The sequence below is a fragment of the Pseudomonas sp. VI4.1 genome (assembly GCF_002029345.1).
GTDB lineage: Bacteria > Pseudomonadota > Gammaproteobacteria > Pseudomonadales > Pseudomonadaceae > Aquipseudomonas.
Map to the genome: position 1 here is coordinate 1 of NZ_MULM01000176.1, position 16,947 is coordinate 16,947.

The following is a 16,947-nucleotide window of genomic DNA, read 5'->3' on the forward strand; positions in this document are numbered from 1 at the left end:
GGCGAAGGCGTACTCACGGCCGCCTTCGCCAGCAAGCCGGCTCCTACAGGTGACTAACGGCAAGCTCCGTGATTTCAGCGAAGAGGTGACCAATTGGCCGTGCGCGGTTGCGAGTGGGGCAATCCCGGCCTATGTTCCAAACGACGCATTTGCTTGCGACCGGCGCGCGAGAACTCGCCGCGGGTTGCTGTCCCATCCAGTGCAGATTTTTGCAGCGAGGTGACAACATGCCGAACGACTCCCGCCCCGCCGTGCTCGAACTGATTGGCAATACGCCGTTAGTGCGTATCAGCCGCTTCGATACCGGCCCGTGCACCCTGTTTCTCAAGCTTGAATCACAAAACCCCGGCGGTTCGATCAAGGATCGCATCGGGCTGGCGATGATCGATGCCGCCGAACGCGATGGCCGTCTGCAACCGGGCGGCACCATAGTCGAAGCCACCGCCGGCAACACCGGCCTGGGCCTGGCCCTGGTCGGCCGCGCCAAGGGCTACCGGGTGGTGCTGGTGGTGCCGGACAAGATGTCCACCGAGAAGGTCCTGCACCTCAAGGCCATGGGGGCCGAAGTGCACATCACCCGCTCCGACGTCGGCAAGGGCCATCCCGAGTACTACCAGGACGTTGCCGCGCGGCTGGCGCAGGACATCCCCGATGCCTTCTTCGCCGATCAGTTCAACAACCCGGCCAACCCGCTGGCCCACGAGTGCAGCACCGCGCCGGAGATCTGGGCGCAGACCCAACATGATGTGGATGCCATCGTCGTCGGCGTCGGCTCCGCCGGCACACTGACCGGATTGACCCGATTCTTCAGCCGCGTGCAGCCGGACCTGGAGATGGTGCTGGCCGACCCGGTCGGCTCGGTCATGGCCGAGTACAGCCGCAGCGGCACCCTTGGCACGCCCGGCTCATGGGCGGTGGAAGGCATCGGTGAAGACTTCATTCCCTCGATTGCCGACCTGTCCAGTGTGCGCAAGGCCTATTCGATCAGCGACGAAGAAAGCTTCGATCACGCCCGCCAGTTGCTGCGCGCCGAAGGCATTCTCGGCGGCTCTTCGACCGGCACCCTGCTGGCCGCGGCGCTGCGTTACTGCCGCGAGCAAACCGAGCCGAAACGGGTGGTGAGCTTCGTCTGCGACACCGGCACCCGCTACCTGTCGAAGGTCTACAACGACCAGTGGATGAACGATCAGGGCCTGCTGCAGTACAAGCACTATGACGATCTGCGCGACCTGATCGCGCGGCGCTTCGAGGATGGCCGGGTGATCAGCGTCGGCCCGGACGACACCCTGCTCACCGCTTTCCAGCGCATGCGCCTGGCGGATGTGTCGCAACTGCCGGTGCTGGTGAACGGCCAACGGCTGGTCGGCGTGATCGACGAGTCCGACATCCTGTTCGGCATGCAGGAAGATCCCTCGCACTTTCGCATGAGCGTGGCCAGCGCGATGACGGACAAGGTGCAAACCCTGCCGCCCGGCGCCAGTCTGGCCCAGCTGCAAGCCGAGCTTGACCGCGGGCTGGTGGCGATCATCGCCGACGCGTCGGGCTTCCACGGCCTGATTACCCGGGTCGACCTGCTCAATCACTTACGGAGAGCCCTGACATGAGTCAACACGATGAACACGCTGCAACCCGCGCCTTCGCCACCCGCGTGATCCACGCCGGGCAGGTGCCGGACCCGACCACCGGGGCGCTGATGCCGCCGATCTACGCCAACTCCACCTACTTGCAACAAAGCCCCGGCGTACACAAGGGCTTCGACTACGGGCGCTCGCACAACCCGACGCGCTTTGCCCTGGAGCGCTGCGTCGCGAACCTTGAAGGCGGCAGCCAGGCCTTCGCCTTCGCCTCCGGGCTGGCGACGATTTCCACGGTGCTCGAATTGCTCGACACCGGCGCGCACATCGTCTCCGGCAACGATCTGTACGGCGGTACCTTCCGCCTGTTCGACAAGGTGCGCCGGCGCAGTGCCGGGCATCGTTTCAGCTTCGTCGACCTCTCGGACCTGGCGGCCTTCGAAGCGGCGCTGCAGGACGACACGCGCATGGTCATGGTCGAGACCCCGAGCAATCCCCTGCTGAGCCTCACTGACTTGTCGGCCATCGCGCGCATCTGCCGCGACCGCGACATCATCTGCGTGGCCGACAACACTTTTGCCAGCCCGTGGATCCAGCGCCCGCTGGAACTGGGCTTCGACATCGTGCTGCACTCGACCACCAAGTACCTGAACGGCCACTCCGACGTGATCGGCGGCATCGCCGTGGTCGGTCAGAACGCCGAACTGGCCGAGCGCCTGGGTTTCCTGCAGAACGCGGTGGGGGCTATCGCCGGGCCGTTCGATGCCTTTCTGACCCTGCGCGGGGTGAAAACCCTGGCACTGCGCATGGAGCGTCACTGCAGCAACGCACTGGAACTGGCGCAATGGCTGGAGCGGCAGCCCCAGGTGGCGCGGGTCTATTATCCGGGCCTGCCATCGCACCCGCAGCACGAACTGGCGCGGCAGCAGATGCGCGGTTTTGGCGGGATGATTTCCCTCGACCTGAACAGCGACCTGGCCGGTGCCCGGCGCTTCCTCGAAAGTGTGCAGATCTTTGCCTTGGCCGAAAGCCTGGGCGGCGTGGAAAGCCTGATCGAACACCCGGCGATCATGACCCACGCGACCATTCCTGCCGAGACCCGTGCGCAGCTGGGCATCGGCGATGCGCTGGTGCGTTTGTCGGTGGGGGTCGAGGATGTCGAAGACCTGCGGGCGGACCTGGCCCAGGCGCTGGCGCGGATTTGAGTACGACTGTCTGTTTGTCCATGACCATGAACCCGGGATGGGAATAGACGCCATGCAGGAGGCATGGCGTGCCATGACGGGCCAGTCGCCGAGGCCAACAACACTTCGAAAAAAACGAAGGGTCAGCAAAAAATAAACGATTTTTCCTGATGCAACCTGATCGATAGCATGAGCTGCACCTGCCTCGATCAGTCGGGAATAATCGCATGTCCCCCATGAACATCGGCGAACCCTGGATGTGGGCCAGCTTCATCGCCTTCATCGTCTGCATGCTGGCGCTGGACCTTTTCGTGTTCGGCGGACGCAAGGCGCATCGCGTGTCCGTCCGCGAGGCGTTGGCCTGGGTCATCGCCTGGAGCGGCCTGGCGCTGGCTTTCGCCGCCCTGCTCTGGTGGTACCTGAACGACACTTTTGGCGCGCAGGTCGCCCAGCGCAAGACCCTTGAATTCCTCACGGGCTACCTGATCGAGCAATCGCTGTCGATCGACAACATGTTCGTCTTCGTCATGATCTTCGGCTACTTCGCCGTGCCGCCGGAGTTACAGCGCCGAGTCCTGCTGTATGGCGTGCTGGGCGCCATCGTGATGCGCACCCTGATGATTTTCGCCGGGGTCTGGCTGGTGTCGCAATTCGCCTGGCTGCTGTATGTCTTCGGCGCGTTCCTGATGATCACCGGGGTCAAGATGCTGATCTTCGCCAACCAGCAGCCCGACCTGGCCAGGAACCCGTTACTGCGCTGGCTGCGACGTCATTTGCGCGTGACCGATGGCTTTCACGGCGAGCGGTTCTTCGTGCGGCTGGACGGCGTGCGCTGGGCGACGCCGATGTTTCTGGTGATGGTCCTGATCGAGGCCAGCGACCTGATATTCGCGGTCGACAGCATCCCGGCGATCCTCGCCATCACCACCGATCCCTTCATCGTGTTCACCTCCAACATCTTTGCGATCATGGGCTTGCGCGCCCTGTACTTCCTGCTCGCCGATATGGCGGAGCGCTTCCATCTGCTCAAATACGGGCTGGCGATCGTCCTGGTATTCATTGGCGGCAAGATGTTGCTCATGCCGTGGTTTCATGTGCCGATCCAATGGTCGCTGGGGCTGGTCGCCGGCATCATCCTGGCCTCGGTGCTGTTGAGCCTGTTGCGCAACGGGAAAAACCCCCAGGCGCTGGCGAAGATCAATGAACGAGATCCGGGAACGGCCAAAAGATGCAGCAACGGCAAGAAATGGACGAAACCCAGCGATGTTTAGTCTGCGCAAACGATGTTTCAGACTGACGGTCAAACACCGGTTAAACGCCGCAAACACTGGTCCTAGAAGGTGTCGCACGTACCGGTTTCGGCCGGAAAAAATCCTACAAATATTTGCTTACAATTCAACGGCTCGTTAAACACCGGGATGTCGACTACTAGTGATAGGTTACGGCGCTTGCCCGGGCCACGAGATGCTCTTCTGCCTTTATTATGCGCATCAAACTTCCCAATCTTCCCGCCTTCGGTGCCTACCTTGCCCTTGCCTGCCTGTTTGCGGGCGCATGGTTCACCCATCCGGCCCCCGTTCACTCTTCCTTTGCCCTGATGAAACCGGTCATGGCGGCGGCCGATAAAGTGGCCAAGCCCATCTATACCAGCCGGTTCGCCTCGTCCGGGCTGGTGGACTTCGTGCATTCCTCGGCGGTCACCGCCTTGCCTGACGGCAGCCTGATGGCGGTCTGGTTCGCCGGCAGTCGCGAAGGCGCCTCCGACGTGCAGGTGCGCTCCGCCCGCTTCGACGCCAACTCCGGTGAATGGGGTGCGGAACAGGTCCTGGCGACGCGTGACTCGACCCAGCAGGGCACCCGCAAATACATTCGCAAGCTGGGTAACCCGGTGGTCGCACTCGCGCCGGACAATCGCCTCTGGCTGTTCTACGTGTCTGTGTCCATGGGCGGCTGGGCCGGCAGTGCGGTCAATGTGATGGTCTCGGACGACTTTGGTCGGCAGTGGTCCGAACCGCGCCAATTGATCACTTCACCCTTCCTTAATATCAGCACCCTGGTCCGCTCGGCACCGGTGTTTCATGCCGACGGCTCGATCGGCCTGCCGGTCTATCACGAGTTTCTCGGCAAGTTTGCCGAGTACCTGTATTTGAGTGCAGACGGCGATGTGATCGATAAATACCGCATCAGCCACGGTAATAACTCCCTGCAACCCACGGTGGTTCCACTGGATGGGCAGCGCGGTGTGGCCTTGCTGCGCTACGCCGGCAACGTCCACCACCGGGTGCTGGCGACCCGCACTGAAGATGCCGGGCAAACCTGGAGCGAACCCTACCCGCTCGATCCATCGAATCCGAACTCCTCGTTGGCGGCGGTCGCGACCCCCGAACACGGGTTGCTGGTAGCGCTCAATGACCTGCAGGAGGGGCGCTTCAAGCTGAGCCTGTACGGTACCGACGCGGAGATGGACGATTGGCGCTCGCTTCGGGACCTGGACAAATCACCTGACCCCTTGGGTGCGCCGTTTTCACCCGAGGCCTACAAGGAAATCATCGGCCAGGAGTTTCGCGGTTCCAGTGGCGCGCTCCGCCAACCGCTGGAAGCCCAGTTCCTGAGCAACCTCGACACCCGTGTCTGCAAAAGCCAGGGCTGCGAATTCGAATATGAGTACCCCTACTTCATCCGCAGTCCCGACGGTCTGTATCACCTGGTGTATTCCTGGAACAACACCTTCATCAAACACGTGACTTTCAACGATGCCTGGCTGTCGGAGCGCGCCCCATGATCAACCTCTGGCAAGCCCATATCAGCTTCGCAATGATCCTCTTCCTGCTGTTGCCGTCTTTTGGCTTGAGCAAGGCCTGGCGCGTCGCGCTATTGCTCGCTTTGCTGGCTGTCAGCTTTATCCCGCTGGACGGCTTGACCCTGGCCGCGTACTTGCGCAGCCACATCGATGACCTTGCGGTCACGACCCTGGTGTTCATGGCCTGGGGTTGCTTGCGTCGAATGGACTTCCTGCCGCCCGCGCAGCACGGTCAAACCGGGGTATTGGTCCTCTTCGCGGTGATGGCCCTGGCGCTGTACCCGGCCACCCTGGGCTTGAGTGACCTGGACCCGTATCGGCTCGGCTTCAGCCCGCGCCCGATGCTGGTGTTCGTCGCCGTGCTGACGATGGCCCTGTTTTACCTGCGCAGCTATCTGGCCGTCGTGATGCTGGCCGGCGCGACCCTGGCGTTCATCGCCGGCATCAAGCCCTCGCACAATTATTGGGATTACCTGGTTGATCCGCTGCTGGGCCTGTATTGCTGCCTGGCACTGCTGGTGTTGGCCGTGCGCCGGACCTTTGGCTGGCTGAACTCGCTGCGCGGCTCAGTGCGAAACTAGATTCACGAATTTTTTAGGGGAACATGGATGGGTTGGCTGCAATCGAGACGTTTACATTACTGGCTGGGCGCAATAGCCATTGCGTTTGTGCTGTTTGCACTGCTGCGGGTGGTGTTCTTCTTCGGCTTTTCCGGCTTTGACGCCAACGCGTTGAGCGCTGAACCGGCCGTGCTGGAAACCCTGGGGATCGGCTTACGTTTCGACCTGCGCCTGGCCATCCTGGTGATGTTGCCAGTGGCGCTGCTGGCGTGGGTCCCGCGCTGGAACCTCACCACCAGCCGCCTGCTGCGCCGCATCGCACGGGTGTACCTGGCCGCGATCTTCAGCGTCATGCTGCTGATCTACATCGGCGATTTCGGCCATTACGCGTACCTGGGCGTCAGAATCAACGCCACCGTGCTGCGTTTTATCGAAGATGCGCAAATCTCCCGGGACATGGTCTGGCAGACCTACCCGGTGATCTGGATTTCACTGGGTTGGCTGGCGACCGTCGCCCTGGTGACCCTGGCTCTGGTGCGCCTGGAACGCGTGACCCTGGACCGCCCGCGCAAAGTCATTCACCCGCTCTCCGTCACCTGGGGCAGCGCGGTGATGGTGGTGGTGGTGTTGCTGGGCATTCTGGGCCGTGTCGAGAACATGAACCTGGAAAACCCGGTGCCGTTGCGCTGGAGCGACGCGTTCTTCTCGGGTAACAACCAGGTCGCCGCACTGGGCCTGAACCCGGTGATTTTCCTTTACGACACGGTCAAGGTCGGCCAGTCGCGCTACGACGAAGCGCAGGTGCGCCAACACTATCCCGTCATGGCCAAGTACCTGGGGGTCGCACAACCTGACCCGCAACGCCTTGATTTCGTCCGTCACCAGGCGCCGCAACCTTACAAAGTACCGGGCAACCGCCCACCGAACGTGATGTTCGTCATGCTCGAATCCCTGGGCACCAGCGCCGTCGGCGCCTATGGCAACCCGATCAATCCGACCCCGAACATCGATCGCCTGGCCACGCAGAGCTGGTTCTTCGAGCACTTCTACGTGCCGGTGACCGGGACCGCGAAAACCGTCTGGGCCAGCATCAGCGGAGTACCTGACGTCACTCGCCAGGAAACCGCGACCCGTAATCCGTTGATCACCAAACAGCACACCCTGATCAACGCCTTCACCGGTTACGAGAAGCTCTACACCATCGGCGGCAACTCCGGCTGGGCCAACATGAATGCCCTGATCCGACAGAGCATCGACGGCGTTCGCCTGTTCGAAGAGCGCGACTGGAAGTCCCCGGTGGTGGATGTCTGGGGCATTTCCGACCTCGACCTGTTCAAGGAAACCGACCAGATCCTGCAAGCGCTGCCCAAGGACAAACCGTTCTTCGCCTACGTGCAGACGGCCGGCAACCACCGCCCCTTCACCATTCCCAAGACCAATGACGGCTTCGAGGTCAAGCACCCTACCCTGGCCGAAGTCCAGGCTGCCGGATCGCGCAGTGTCGAACAGTACAACGCCGTGCGCCTGCTGGACTTCAACATCGGTCGCCTGATGGAAATCGCCAAGGCCGGCGGCTGGTACGACAACACCATTTTCGTGCTGTTTGGCGACCACAACACCCGCATCGCCCAGATCCCGTTCCTGGCCCCGGCCTACGAGCAACTGGGCCTGGAAAGCAACGCGGTGCCGATGATCATCCACGCACCGGGCCTGCTCGGCACGCGTAACGTCAAGGAAGCCGTGGGCCTGGTGGACTTGCTGCCCACCGTCGCCGGCATGGCCGGCCTCGAATTCCGCAACAGCGGCATGGGCCGCGACATCCAGCAACCTGCACCCGAGGGAGAGCGTGTGGTGCCGCTGGTATTGCGCGAAGGCACCTTCCCGTTGATTGCCGGCGTCACTCAGCACTATATGGTGCAGATGGAACACGACGGCAGCTCGCCGACGCTGCACGACCTGGCTTCGAAAACGCCGCTGGACAACGTGGCAGATAAAAACCCTGATGAGTTCAAGCGTCTGGTCGAGTTGACTCGGGGTATGCATGAGACTTCGCGGTTGATGCTGTACCAGAACGTGCGTGAGTGACTGAGAGTGGCGGCAGAACCCCGATGTGCGGTTCTGCCGATCCACTCCATCAAGCTAAAAAACGATGCGCCCTGTGCACGGGCTGAAAGACCCCTTCTTCACTGATGCTATGCTGATCACGAGTGAACTCATCCGCCCCTCAACCGAGGAAGTGAAGATGAAGCACCTGTTCGCGGTCGTTCTGGCTGTTCTTTCGCTGTCCATTTCGCCCCTCGCCAGTGCCGCGCCCACCGAGGACGCCAACGCCATCCGCCCTTTCCACGTCGCCATTGCGGAAAAGGACCTCACCGATCTGCGCGCCCGCCTCCTGGCGACCCGCTGGCCGGACAAGGAGACGGTTGCCGATCGCTCACAGGGGGCGCAGCTGGCGCAGTTGCAGGCGCTGGTTCGCTACTGGGGCACGGACTACGACTGGCGCAAGGCGGAGGCGCAGCTCAATGCGTTGCCGCAGTACATGACCACCCTCGACGGGGTCGATATCCATTTCATCTGGGTGCGCTCGCCCAGTCCGAACGCGCTGCCAATGATCATGACCCACGGTTGGCCAGGCTCGGTGTTCGAGTTCGTCGAGGTCGTCGGCCCACTGGCCGATCCAGCCACACATGGGGGCAATGCTGCCGATGCATTCGATCTGGTGATTCCGTCCATTCCGGGCTACGGCTTCTCTGGCAAGCCGGGTGGCACCGGTTGGGACCCGGACCACATCGCGCGGATCTGGGCGCAGCTGATGCAGCGCTGGGATACACCCACTACGTAGCCCAGGGGGGCGACTGGGGTGGCCCGATCACCAGCGCGATGGCGCGCCAGGCACCGGCGGGTTTGCGCGGCATTCATCTCAATCTGCCGGCGACGATTCCACCGGAAGCGGGCGCGGCTCTGGCTGTCGGCGGGCCGGCACCGGCGGGATTCTCCGAGGAAGAGCGCGCGACTTACGACGCCGTCGCCACTCTCGTCAAACAGGGCAACCTGGCCTACAGCACGATGATGGCGGCGCGGCCGCAGATGATGGGCTACGGCGCGACGGACTCGCCGGCCTTTCTCGCGGCGCTGATGCTGGTGCATCCAGGTTTTGCCAAATGGACGTACGGCGCCGACCCTCGGCAGTCGCCGACCAGGGATCAGGTGCTGGATGACATGACGTTGTACTGGCTGACGAACAGCGGCGCTTCGGCAGCGCGGCTCTACTGGGAGAACATGGGTCGCAGCCCGCTGTCTTCAAGCGCACAGAAGACCAGCGAGATCACGCTGCCGGTGGCCGTCACGGTGTTTCCGGATGACGTCTATTACCCGCCGGAAAGCTGGGCCAGGCGCGCCTATGGCCACCTGATCTACTTTAACCAGGCGAAAAAGGGTGGCCACTTCGCGGCATGGGAACAGCCGCAGTTGTTTACCGAGGAACTGCGCACGGCGTTCCGATCGTTGCGCTGAAGCGCGAGGTCGCCCGGAAATCGTCCTTGGACTGGGGGTGATGGATGTCAGTGAGCAGCCGGGTTCTGGGTTGAATCAGGCACATTGAGAAAGGCATTCCAGATCTCATAGGCATCGTGATGTCTCTTGGTCGCATCGTCCCACGCCGGCCCTGAAACGCATCTGGAGGAAACCAGCACCATCATGCCCATCGTGGCGGCGTCCAGTTCGATCAGTAGTGCGTGGGATTGGGTCCTGAAGTCTTCGACCGATATCATTGCGAGTGCCCCGGGCGGAAATCACCGCCATTGAAAAGCCATTGCTGATCGAACGGTCGAGTACGGCTGTCGCAGAAGATTCCGCCAACCCGACCGCCGGTACATGCAGCCCGCAGCTGAAAAGCCCTTATATCGAGTCAACTGTCATTTCCGCGGCCAGCAGTTTGACCAATGCCGCAGCCGGCATTTCACGGGCCAGTGGTGCCCCCTGCCCGGCCCACTGCACGGCAAAGTCGGTGTTGCCGCGGGCGCCGGCTGCCACGTTGAGCGCCTTGTTGGCGTCATAAGTGAACGGATAATCCGGCAGCGTGCCAGTCGCCTCCAGGCACGTGAAGTTGCGATTGACCATGCCCCGGGCGGGACGGCCGGAAATCACGCTGGTGACCTGGGTCTGGTGTGCTCGCGGACCTTTGAGGGCCTCACGATAAGCGCCGTTGGCGGAAGATTCCGGGCAGAGGATAAACGCTGTACCCAACTGTGCGGCACTGGCCCCCAGTTGCAGGACGGCCTTGATGCCTGCGCCGTCCATGATGCCCCCCGCCGCAATCACCGGCAGGCGGCATTCAGCGCTCAACATACGCACCAGCGCGAAAGTCCCCATTTCAGTGTCCTGCCCGGGCTCGAAGACCCCGCGATGCCCGCCGGCTTCGTAACCTTGAGCCACCAGGGCATGCACCCCGGCGTGCTCGGCCAACCGCGCTTCGGCCAGGTTGGTCACCGAACACAACAAGCGGATGCCAGCAGCCTTGAGGGCATCGATCGCCGGTTGCGGGGGCAAGCCAAAATGGAAGCTGACCACCGCCGGTTTTTCTTCCAACAGCATCTGCAGCATGTCGGGGTCTTCGACGAATGAGGTATAGATCTCACGCAGCGAGGCAGGCGCAACGGCGCCGAACTCGGCAAAAAAAGGAGTCAGGTCGTTCAGCCATTGAGAGGCCCGAACAGCGTCATGCACCGCAGGCTGGTGGCAAAACAGATTGACGTTGAAGGGCTTGTCCGTCAGCGCCGCCGTCTCTCGCAGCATGGCCCGCGCCTGTTCGACGCTGCTCGCACCGATGCCTATGGAACCCAGCGCACCGGCATTGGACACCGCAGCCGCCAGTCTTGGGGTGGAAACGCCAACCATGGGCGATTGAATGATCGCAAGTTCGATGTTCAACAGGGACAGCAGAGGATTGGACATGGCACCACCTGTAAGAAATGTGCGCGGTTGATCGCGAGCAGGCTGCGGGGGCCTAAAGCTCCCCGGTCAGGAATTGCGCCCTGCCACGGCCGAAGGACCAGTCCGCATCGGCGTTCTCCACCAGCGAAACGATCAGGTCGTCGGGCGACAGGTCACAGTCGGCTTGCAGCCTCTCGGCAAGCAACCGGTAGAACGTGGTTTTCTGTTGCTGTGGACGCGGTCGGGAAATCACCGTCAGCAAGACGACATTGGCCGAGCGCGTGTAGCCCAGTCCCGTGTCTTGCAGGACCAATTCCCCTGGACGATGTTGCGTGACGCATTGGTAGCGATCGCTGGCAGGCACTTCGAAAGCCTGAACCATGGCCTGATGGGCCACATCCAGCAGCGCCTTGAGTTGTTCGTCATTGCGACCCTGGATGATGTCGAACTTGAGCAGCGGCATCGCGATTCACCTTTGCGGAAAAAATCGGGAGCGAGAAATTCGCCCCCAGGGAAAAAGGATGGCGTGCAGCCCGTGCCTCCCGCCATCCAACCCGAAACTATAAAGAGCAATGCCTACTTGGCAGTCGGCATGGCAAATTCAGCACCTTTGGCAATGCTGTTCGGCCAGCGCTGCATGACTGATTTCTGCCTGGTGTAGAAGCGCACGCCCTCCTCGCCATAAGCGTGGGTGTCACCAAACAGCGAGCGTTTCCAGCCGCCGAAACCGTGCCACGCCATGGGTACCGGGATCGGCACGTTGATGCCGACCATGCCGACCTGGATCCGGCTGGCGAATTCACGCGCAATGTGGCCGTCGCGGGTATAGCAAGCGGTGCCATTGCCGAACTCGTGGGAGTTGACCAGATCGACCGCCTCGGCAAAGTCCTTCACCCGCATGCAGGCCAGCACCGGGCCAAAAATCTCTTCTTTATAGATCTTCATTTCGGCGGTGACATGGTCGAACACCGTGCCGCCGAGCCAGAAACCCTGCGCACAATCGGCACCGGCTTGCTGGCCGTCAAAGCCACGCCCATCGACCAGCAATTCGGCACCTTCGTTGATGCCTTGCTCGATGTAGCCGGTGATGCGTTGCAGCGCCGCGTGCGAGACGATCGGGCCCATTTCGGCCGCCAGGTTCATGCCCTCGAGCACCTTGAGGGTGCGGGTGCGCGCCACCAGTTTCGGCAGCACCTTATCGGCGACATCCCCGACGAACACCGCCACCGAGATCGCCATGCAACGTTCGCCGGCGGAACCGAAGGCCGCACCGATCAGCGCGTCGACCACCTGGTCGATGTCGGCGTCGGGCATCACCACCATGTGGTTCTTCGCCCCGCCCAATGCCTGCACGCGTTTGCCGTGGCGGGCGCCCGTCTCGTAGATGTGGTTGGCGATCGGTGTCGACCCGACAAAGCTCACGGCCTGGACGTCGGGGTGATCCAGCAGCGCATCCACCGCCTCCTTGTCGCCCTGTACCACGTTGAACACGCCGTCCGGCAGCCCGGCCTCCTTGAACAATTCGGCGATCAGCAGCGCGGGCGAAGGATCGATCGGGCTGGGCTTGAGCACAAAGGTGTTGCCGCAGGCGATGGCCACCGGGAACATCCACATCGGCACCATCACCGGGAAGTTGAACGGCGTGATGCCGGCCACCACGCCCAGCGGCTGGCGCATGGTCCAGTTATCGATATTGGTGGAGACCTGCTCGGTGTAGTCGCCCTTGAGCAGTTGCGGGATACCGCAGGCGAACTCGACGACCTCGATGCCCCGCGTCACTTCGCCCTGGGCATCGGTGAAGACTTTGCCGTGCTCGGCTGTGATCAGCCGCGCCAGGGTGTCGCGGTGCTCGTTGAGCAACGCCAGGAACTTGAACATGATGCGGGCGCGGCGCAGCGGCGGCAGCGCCGACCAGGCCGGGAAAGCAGCCGCGGCCGACTTCACCGCCGCGTCGACGTCATGGGCGTTGGCGAGCGTCACCTGGCCAATGACCGAACCGGTGGCGGGGTTGGTGACGTTCTGCGTGCGGATTGAAGTGCCTGGCGTTGCGCGGCCGTGAATGTAGTGGGCGATTGCTGCTGGCGGGTTGCTCATGGCGGGTGTCCCCTGGTGGTGGATAAGAACCATCTCTTGTTGTTGTCAGGAAAGCGGCAGGCGGTGTGCCTGTCAGGGCCAAAGTAGGTCAGCCGCCGAATCATGTAAAATGATGATTAATGATCTTATGGATCACAAATGATGAAACATCTTTCGCAACAGGCACGGCGGATGAGGCCGTAATGAGGCTTGCTCAGTGAGGATCGAGACGGTATCTACAGGTGATCGGGGCGCACACAAATCTGCGTCCGGCAACGACCCCTTGTAGGAGCAGGCTTGCCAGCGAAGGGGCCGGCACATTCACTATCATTGTTGCCTGTGACGCCGCCTTCGCTGGCAAGCCAGCTCCTACAAGTAATCGGGGTGTACACAAATCCCGGGGCTGACCAGGCCGGCTGTCAGGCCGCCAATGCGGACAAGCCGAATCGTCCTGGTTTAGCTCGCTCGGGGCTGTGCAGTAGTCTCGGTTCTGAGCAACTTTTGCAGCCACTGCGCCCGTTTGGATAAACGTTGCTTCCAGTCCTCGGCCAGGCCATGGGTTGCCGCCAGCGCCAGCAAGTCGTCGATCAAGGGCCGATGCGACAGCTGCACCTGCCAGAACTCGTCGATGGAAAAGCGCTCGGTGTGCCGATCCAGCAGTTCTATCCTGTCCCCCGCCTCGATGAATCCCGGCTGGATGACCCGGTAGTACCAACCGGTGATTCGCTCTTTGGCGACGTACATCGACATGTGCTCGGCGTCGAAGCGATGATTGATTTTCCAGCAAGGACTGCGCGGCTGAGAGACCTGCAGGACTGTACTGCCCATCTGGAACACGTCGCCGATATACACGTTTTGCTCAGAAAGCTGGCACGCTGAAATATTCTCACCAAGACTCCCGGGAATCAGCGCCGGGGCACTGTGCGCAAACGCCTGGGCCAATCGCTCATAGTTCTGCGCCGCATAGTGATGCACCGCCTTTTCCGGACCTCCGTGAACCCTGGTATCGCCGTGCTGGTCACCGACAATCCCGTTCAGCTCCACTCGAGCAGGGCCTGAAATTTTCCGTTTGAAGATGCCCGTCCGTTGCCCCTCGGGTTTTAGCACCCCCAGTCCGCCGGCAAAGACATGGTCAATGTGTGAAGTCGGTGTCATCGTCCCGCCACGCTTATCAGTGCTGTTTTGTTCACTTTACTAACCGCCGACAAAGCCAGTAAAATGATGGTTCGTGATGCAATCCATCACTTTTTATGATAGGTGACAATGATCATGGAAATGCGCCAGCTGAAGATTTTCTGCGCGGTGGCCGAGCTTGGCAGCTTCACCGCCGCCGCGGTCAACGTGAACACCGTGCAGTCCAATGTCACCATGCGGGTGAAGGAGCTGGAAGCCGAGCTCAATCGCGAGCTGTTCATCCGCAAGAAATCCGGAGTCGTACTGACGTCGGCGGGCGAAACCTTCCTCGGTTATGCGCGGCGTATCCTGCAACTCACCGAAGAGAGTCGCAGCGCCTTGATGGACACCGGCAGCCCGACCGGCCTGCTGCGGCTGGGATCGATGGAAACCACCGCCGCCATTCGATTGCCCCAGGTCCTGACCAAGTACCGCGAAAAATTCCCCGACGTGCAGCTGTCGCTCCTCACCGGTACCACGGTCGAGCTGATCAAGGCGATTGAAGCGCATCGCCTGGATGGCGCCTTCGTTGGCGGGTTCCACCAGAACTCGGCGCTGGCGCAGGAAGAGGTGTTCCAGGAAGAACTGGTGCTGGTCAGCAGCAGTCATTTCGAGTCACTGGCCGCGCTCATCGATAAAATGCCCCAGCAGACCGTGCTTGTGTTCCGCACGGGCTGCTTCTATCGCTCGACCCTGGAAAACTGGTTTTACCAGGTTGGGCTGGTGCCGAACCAGATCATGGAACTGGGCACGCTCGACGGGATCCTGTCTTGCGTTGCCGCGGGTATGGGCGTGACCTTGCTGCCCAAGGCCATCGCCGAGAATTGCAGTGTGCGCCACGGCATCCGCTGCCATACCTTGCCGCCCGAGTTTGCCAAGGTTTCAACGGTGTTCATTCGCAGGAACGACTCGATGCTTACCTCGGCGATGAGTGCGTTCGTCGGGATGGCGCAAGAGCAGATTGCCCGACCGGTGATTCTGTAAATCCGCGACCCAAGCGGTTCGGTGAACGCACGCGGTCCCTGTAGGAGCGAGCTTGCTCGCGAAGAACTCAATCGCGACGCGTTTATTCAGGTATCACGCGTTATCGTTAACGTCCATCGCGAGCAAGCTTGCTCCTACAGAACAACGTGGTTGGTCAGTGGCAGCCCCAACGCAAGCTCGGCCATGCGCTGCGCAGCAGGGACGACACTGTGGATTTTCCCCACGCCCTGACCCGCGTACAGCGACAGCTTGCGGGCCATGCGCGGCTTGTCGATCGCGCGGGCGCCGCCGCCGATGAAGCGCAGCAGGTTCCACTTGTCCCGATTGGGAATCACCCGGTGCGGCGTGCCATAGGTCCAGCCGAACGAATACCCCGTGCGGTATTCGGAGTCATCGGTAGTCGCCTCGACGATTTTCTGCTTGTACAGCGGGTGCGCATTCGACTCATCGGTGGCAATGAACGCGGTGCCCACCACAACCCCGGCCGCACCAAGCGACATCAGCGCCCGGACATCGTCGCGGGTGGTGATGCCGCCGGCCGCCAATACCGGACGCCCCTGGGCAACGGCAATGATGGAAGGCAACAACGGCATGATGCCGATCGTGCCGCGATTCAGGTGACCGCCACTCTCGCTGCCTTGCGCCACGATAATGTCAGCCCCCTGGGCGATGGCCTTTTTCGCCAGCGCTACCGAGCCCACTTGCACCATGACCACCAGCCCGGCGTCTTTCGCCCGGGGAATCATGTCGGCGGAATACGCTTCGGCATAAAACAGCGACAGCAGCCGCGGTTTTTCCTCAAGCACCATCTGAAATTGCGCTTCGAACACATCCGGGCCGCCAAACTGCGGCACCAGATTCACGCCAAAGGGCTGGTCGGTCAGGGCGCGGGTTTCCTGCAGCCATCGACGCAAGGCCAGCGGCGGCAGACGCAGCCCGCCAATGACACCCATCCCCCCGGCATTGGCGACTGCCGCCACCAGCGCCGGGCCGGAAATGGCCGCCATGCCGCCGAGAAAGATCGGGAACTTGACGCCACACAAACGAGTGATGGCATTACCGGCAAAATCGAATTTGACTTCGTTCATTGCTCACAACTCCACATGTTTGCCAAGCATCCGCTTGAGCGTGTTGTTCTTCAGGAGAAAGTGATTCTTGACTGCGCCGAAGAGATGCAGGGCCAGGCCGGCCAGGAACAACGAGGCGCCGATATCAAACAGCACGTCGACGACCTGTTTCAGCGCCTGGCTGGCTGGCAACAGCGCTGGAATCGCCAATCCCCAGGGCAGCGCCGTCACCTCCCCGGCCGCAGACCTCGACGCCCAGACCGCGATCGGCAGCAGCACCATCGCCAGGGCGAGCGCCACCGCCACGGAACGACTGATGATCACCTCTATGGGATTGGGGGTGCCCACGGGCAGCGGATGGTAAGCCGTGACCCTGGCCCAGAACCGATAGATCGATACCAGGAACAGCATCAGGCCGATCAGGTTTTGCAACCTGATGAACTCCATCCGCAGCGCCTGATCGGAGGCGTGGGCGATAAAACCCTGCAGGCAGAGGATCGACAGCAGCGAAAACGCGACGATCCAGTGCAGGACGACAGTGATGGGTGAGAATCTCAGGCCATTGTCTCGCAATTGCATGGCTGACTCCTTTTTCAGGAC

Annotated in this window: 13 protein-coding genes and 1 pseudogene; 8 read left to right on the plus strand and 6 right to left on the minus strand. The window is 61.8% G+C overall.

The window, feature by feature from the left end:
• Positions 1-227: 227 nt before the first annotated feature.
• The 7 genes and pseudogenes from BZ163_RS25600 to BZ163_RS36565 all read left to right on the plus strand — a co-directional run bounded on the left by BZ163_RS25600 (position 228) and on the right by BZ163_RS36565 (position 9,631).
• Positions 228-1,604, plus strand: coding sequence for a cystathionine beta-synthase (locus BZ163_RS25600; protein WP_128873198.1), 1,377 nt, complete (start codon positions 228-230; stop codon positions 1,602-1,604).
• On the plus strand, positions 1,601-2,779 hold the full coding sequence (locus BZ163_RS25605; protein ID WP_128873200.1) for a cystathionine gamma-synthase: 1,179 nt from the start codon (positions 1,601-1,603) through the stop codon (positions 2,777-2,779). Before BZ163_RS25600 ends, BZ163_RS25605 begins: the two co-directional genes overlap by 4 nt.
• Before the next feature lie 206 nt (positions 2,780-2,985).
• Entirely contained in the window at positions 2,986-4,029 is a 1,044-nt protein-coding gene (locus tag BZ163_RS25610) for a TerC family protein (RefSeq protein ID WP_128873201.1), read from the plus strand.
• A 212-nt stretch (positions 4,030-4,241) separates the two neighbouring features.
• The gene (locus tag BZ163_RS25615) at positions 4,242-5,540 is read left to right on the plus strand and encodes an exo-alpha-sialidase (protein WP_128873203.1); all 1,299 of its coding nucleotides are present in this window, start codon (positions 4,242-4,244) and stop codon (positions 5,538-5,540) included.
• A complete protein-coding gene (locus BZ163_RS25620) occupies positions 5,537-6,139 on the plus strand; it encodes a hypothetical protein (RefSeq protein ID WP_128873205.1) in 603 nt (200 codons plus the stop codon). Before BZ163_RS25615 ends, BZ163_RS25620 begins: the two co-directional genes overlap by 4 nt.
• 27 nt (positions 6,140-6,166) lie before the next feature.
• The gene (locus BZ163_RS25625; RefSeq protein ID WP_128873207.1) at positions 6,167-8,203 is read left to right on the plus strand and encodes an LTA synthase family protein; all 2,037 of its coding nucleotides are present in this window, start codon (positions 6,167-6,169) and stop codon (positions 8,201-8,203) included.
• A gap of 157 nt (positions 8,204-8,360) precedes the next feature.
• Positions 8,361-9,631: pseudogene (locus tag BZ163_RS36565) on the plus strand (epoxide hydrolase family protein).
• Positions 9,632-10,015: 384 nt separating this feature from the next.
• Here BZ163_RS36565 and BZ163_RS25640 read toward each other — a convergent pair.
• The 4 genes from BZ163_RS25640 to BZ163_RS25655 all read right to left on the minus strand — a co-directional run bounded on the left by BZ163_RS25640 (position 10,016) and on the right by BZ163_RS25655 (position 14,167).
• The gene (locus BZ163_RS25640; RefSeq protein ID WP_128873210.1) at positions 10,016-11,071 is read right to left on the minus strand and encodes a nitronate monooxygenase family protein; all 1,056 of its coding nucleotides are present in this window, start codon (positions 11,069-11,071) and stop codon (positions 10,016-10,018) included.
• 52 nt (positions 11,072-11,123) lie between these two features.
• A complete protein-coding gene (locus BZ163_RS25645; RefSeq protein WP_128873212.1) occupies positions 11,124-11,513 on the minus strand; it encodes a tautomerase family protein in 390 nt (129 codons plus the stop codon).
• A 113-nt stretch (positions 11,514-11,626) separates the two neighbouring features.
• Positions 11,627-13,144 (minus strand): CoA-acylating methylmalonate-semialdehyde dehydrogenase, encoded by a 1,518-nt coding sequence (locus BZ163_RS25650; RefSeq protein WP_128873214.1) that lies wholly within the window; start codon positions 13,142-13,144, stop codon positions 11,627-11,629.
• Between the two features lie 435 nt (positions 13,145-13,579).
• Entirely contained in the window at positions 13,580-14,167 is a 588-nt protein-coding gene (locus tag BZ163_RS25655) for an MOSC domain-containing protein (protein ID WP_256579126.1), read from the minus strand.
• Between the two features lie 225 nt (positions 14,168-14,392).
• On the opposite strand from BZ163_RS25655, the gene BZ163_RS25660 reads away from it, so the two are divergent.
• Positions 14,393-15,280, plus strand: coding sequence for a LysR family transcriptional regulator (locus BZ163_RS25660; protein ID WP_128873216.1), 888 nt, complete (start codon positions 14,393-14,395; stop codon positions 15,278-15,280).
• A 134-nt stretch (positions 15,281-15,414) separates the two neighbouring features.
• Here BZ163_RS25660 and BZ163_RS25665 read toward each other — a convergent pair whose 3' ends face one another.
• Both BZ163_RS25665 and BZ163_RS25670 read right to left on the minus strand, forming a co-directional pair.
• Positions 15,415-16,368 (minus strand): nitronate monooxygenase family protein, encoded by a 954-nt coding sequence (locus BZ163_RS25665; protein WP_128873217.1) that lies wholly within the window; start codon positions 16,366-16,368, stop codon positions 15,415-15,417.
• Positions 16,369-16,371: 3 nt separating this feature from the next.
• Entirely contained in the window at positions 16,372-16,926 is a 555-nt protein-coding gene (locus BZ163_RS25670; RefSeq protein ID WP_128873218.1) for a cytochrome b, read from the minus strand.
• Positions 16,927-16,947 lie beyond the last annotated feature (21 nt).

What these genes read in the sequence shown, in the direction of transcription:
- BZ163_RS25670 (WP_128873218.1), bottom strand. Translation starts at nt 16,926, where the DNA reads ATGCAATTGCGAGACAATGGCCTGAGATTCTCACCCATCACTGTCGTC.
- BZ163_RS25605 (WP_128873200.1), top strand. Translation starts at nt 1,601, where the DNA reads ATGAGTCAACACGATGAACACGCTGCAACCCGCGCCTTCGCCACCCGC.
- BZ163_RS25650 (WP_128873214.1), bottom strand. Translation starts at nt 13,144, where the DNA reads ATGAGCAACCCGCCAGCAGCAATCGCCCACTACATTCACGGCCGCGCA.
- BZ163_RS25610 (WP_128873201.1), top strand. Translation starts at nt 2,986, where the DNA reads ATGTCCCCCATGAACATCGGCGAACCCTGGATGTGGGCCAGCTTCATC.
- BZ163_RS25660 (WP_128873216.1), top strand. Translation starts at nt 14,393, where the DNA reads ATGGAAATGCGCCAGCTGAAGATTTTCTGCGCGGTGGCCGAGCTTGGC.
- BZ163_RS25615 (WP_128873203.1), top strand. Translation starts at nt 4,242, where the DNA reads ATGCGCATCAAACTTCCCAATCTTCCCGCCTTCGGTGCCTACCTTGCC.
- BZ163_RS25620 (WP_128873205.1), top strand. Translation starts at nt 5,537, where the DNA reads ATGATCAACCTCTGGCAAGCCCATATCAGCTTCGCAATGATCCTCTTC.
- BZ163_RS25625 (WP_128873207.1), top strand. Translation starts at nt 6,167, where the DNA reads ATGGGTTGGCTGCAATCGAGACGTTTACATTACTGGCTGGGCGCAATA.
- BZ163_RS25600 (WP_128873198.1), top strand. Translation starts at nt 228, where the DNA reads ATGCCGAACGACTCCCGCCCCGCCGTGCTCGAACTGATTGGCAATACG.
- BZ163_RS25640 (WP_128873210.1), bottom strand. Translation starts at nt 11,071, where the DNA reads ATGTCCAATCCTCTGCTGTCCCTGTTGAACATCGAACTTGCGATCATT.
- BZ163_RS25645 (WP_128873212.1), bottom strand. Translation starts at nt 11,513, where the DNA reads ATGCCGCTGCTCAAGTTCGACATCATCCAGGGTCGCAATGACGAACAA.
- BZ163_RS25665 (WP_128873217.1), bottom strand. Translation starts at nt 16,368, where the DNA reads ATGAACGAAGTCAAATTCGATTTTGCCGGTAATGCCATCACTCGTTTG.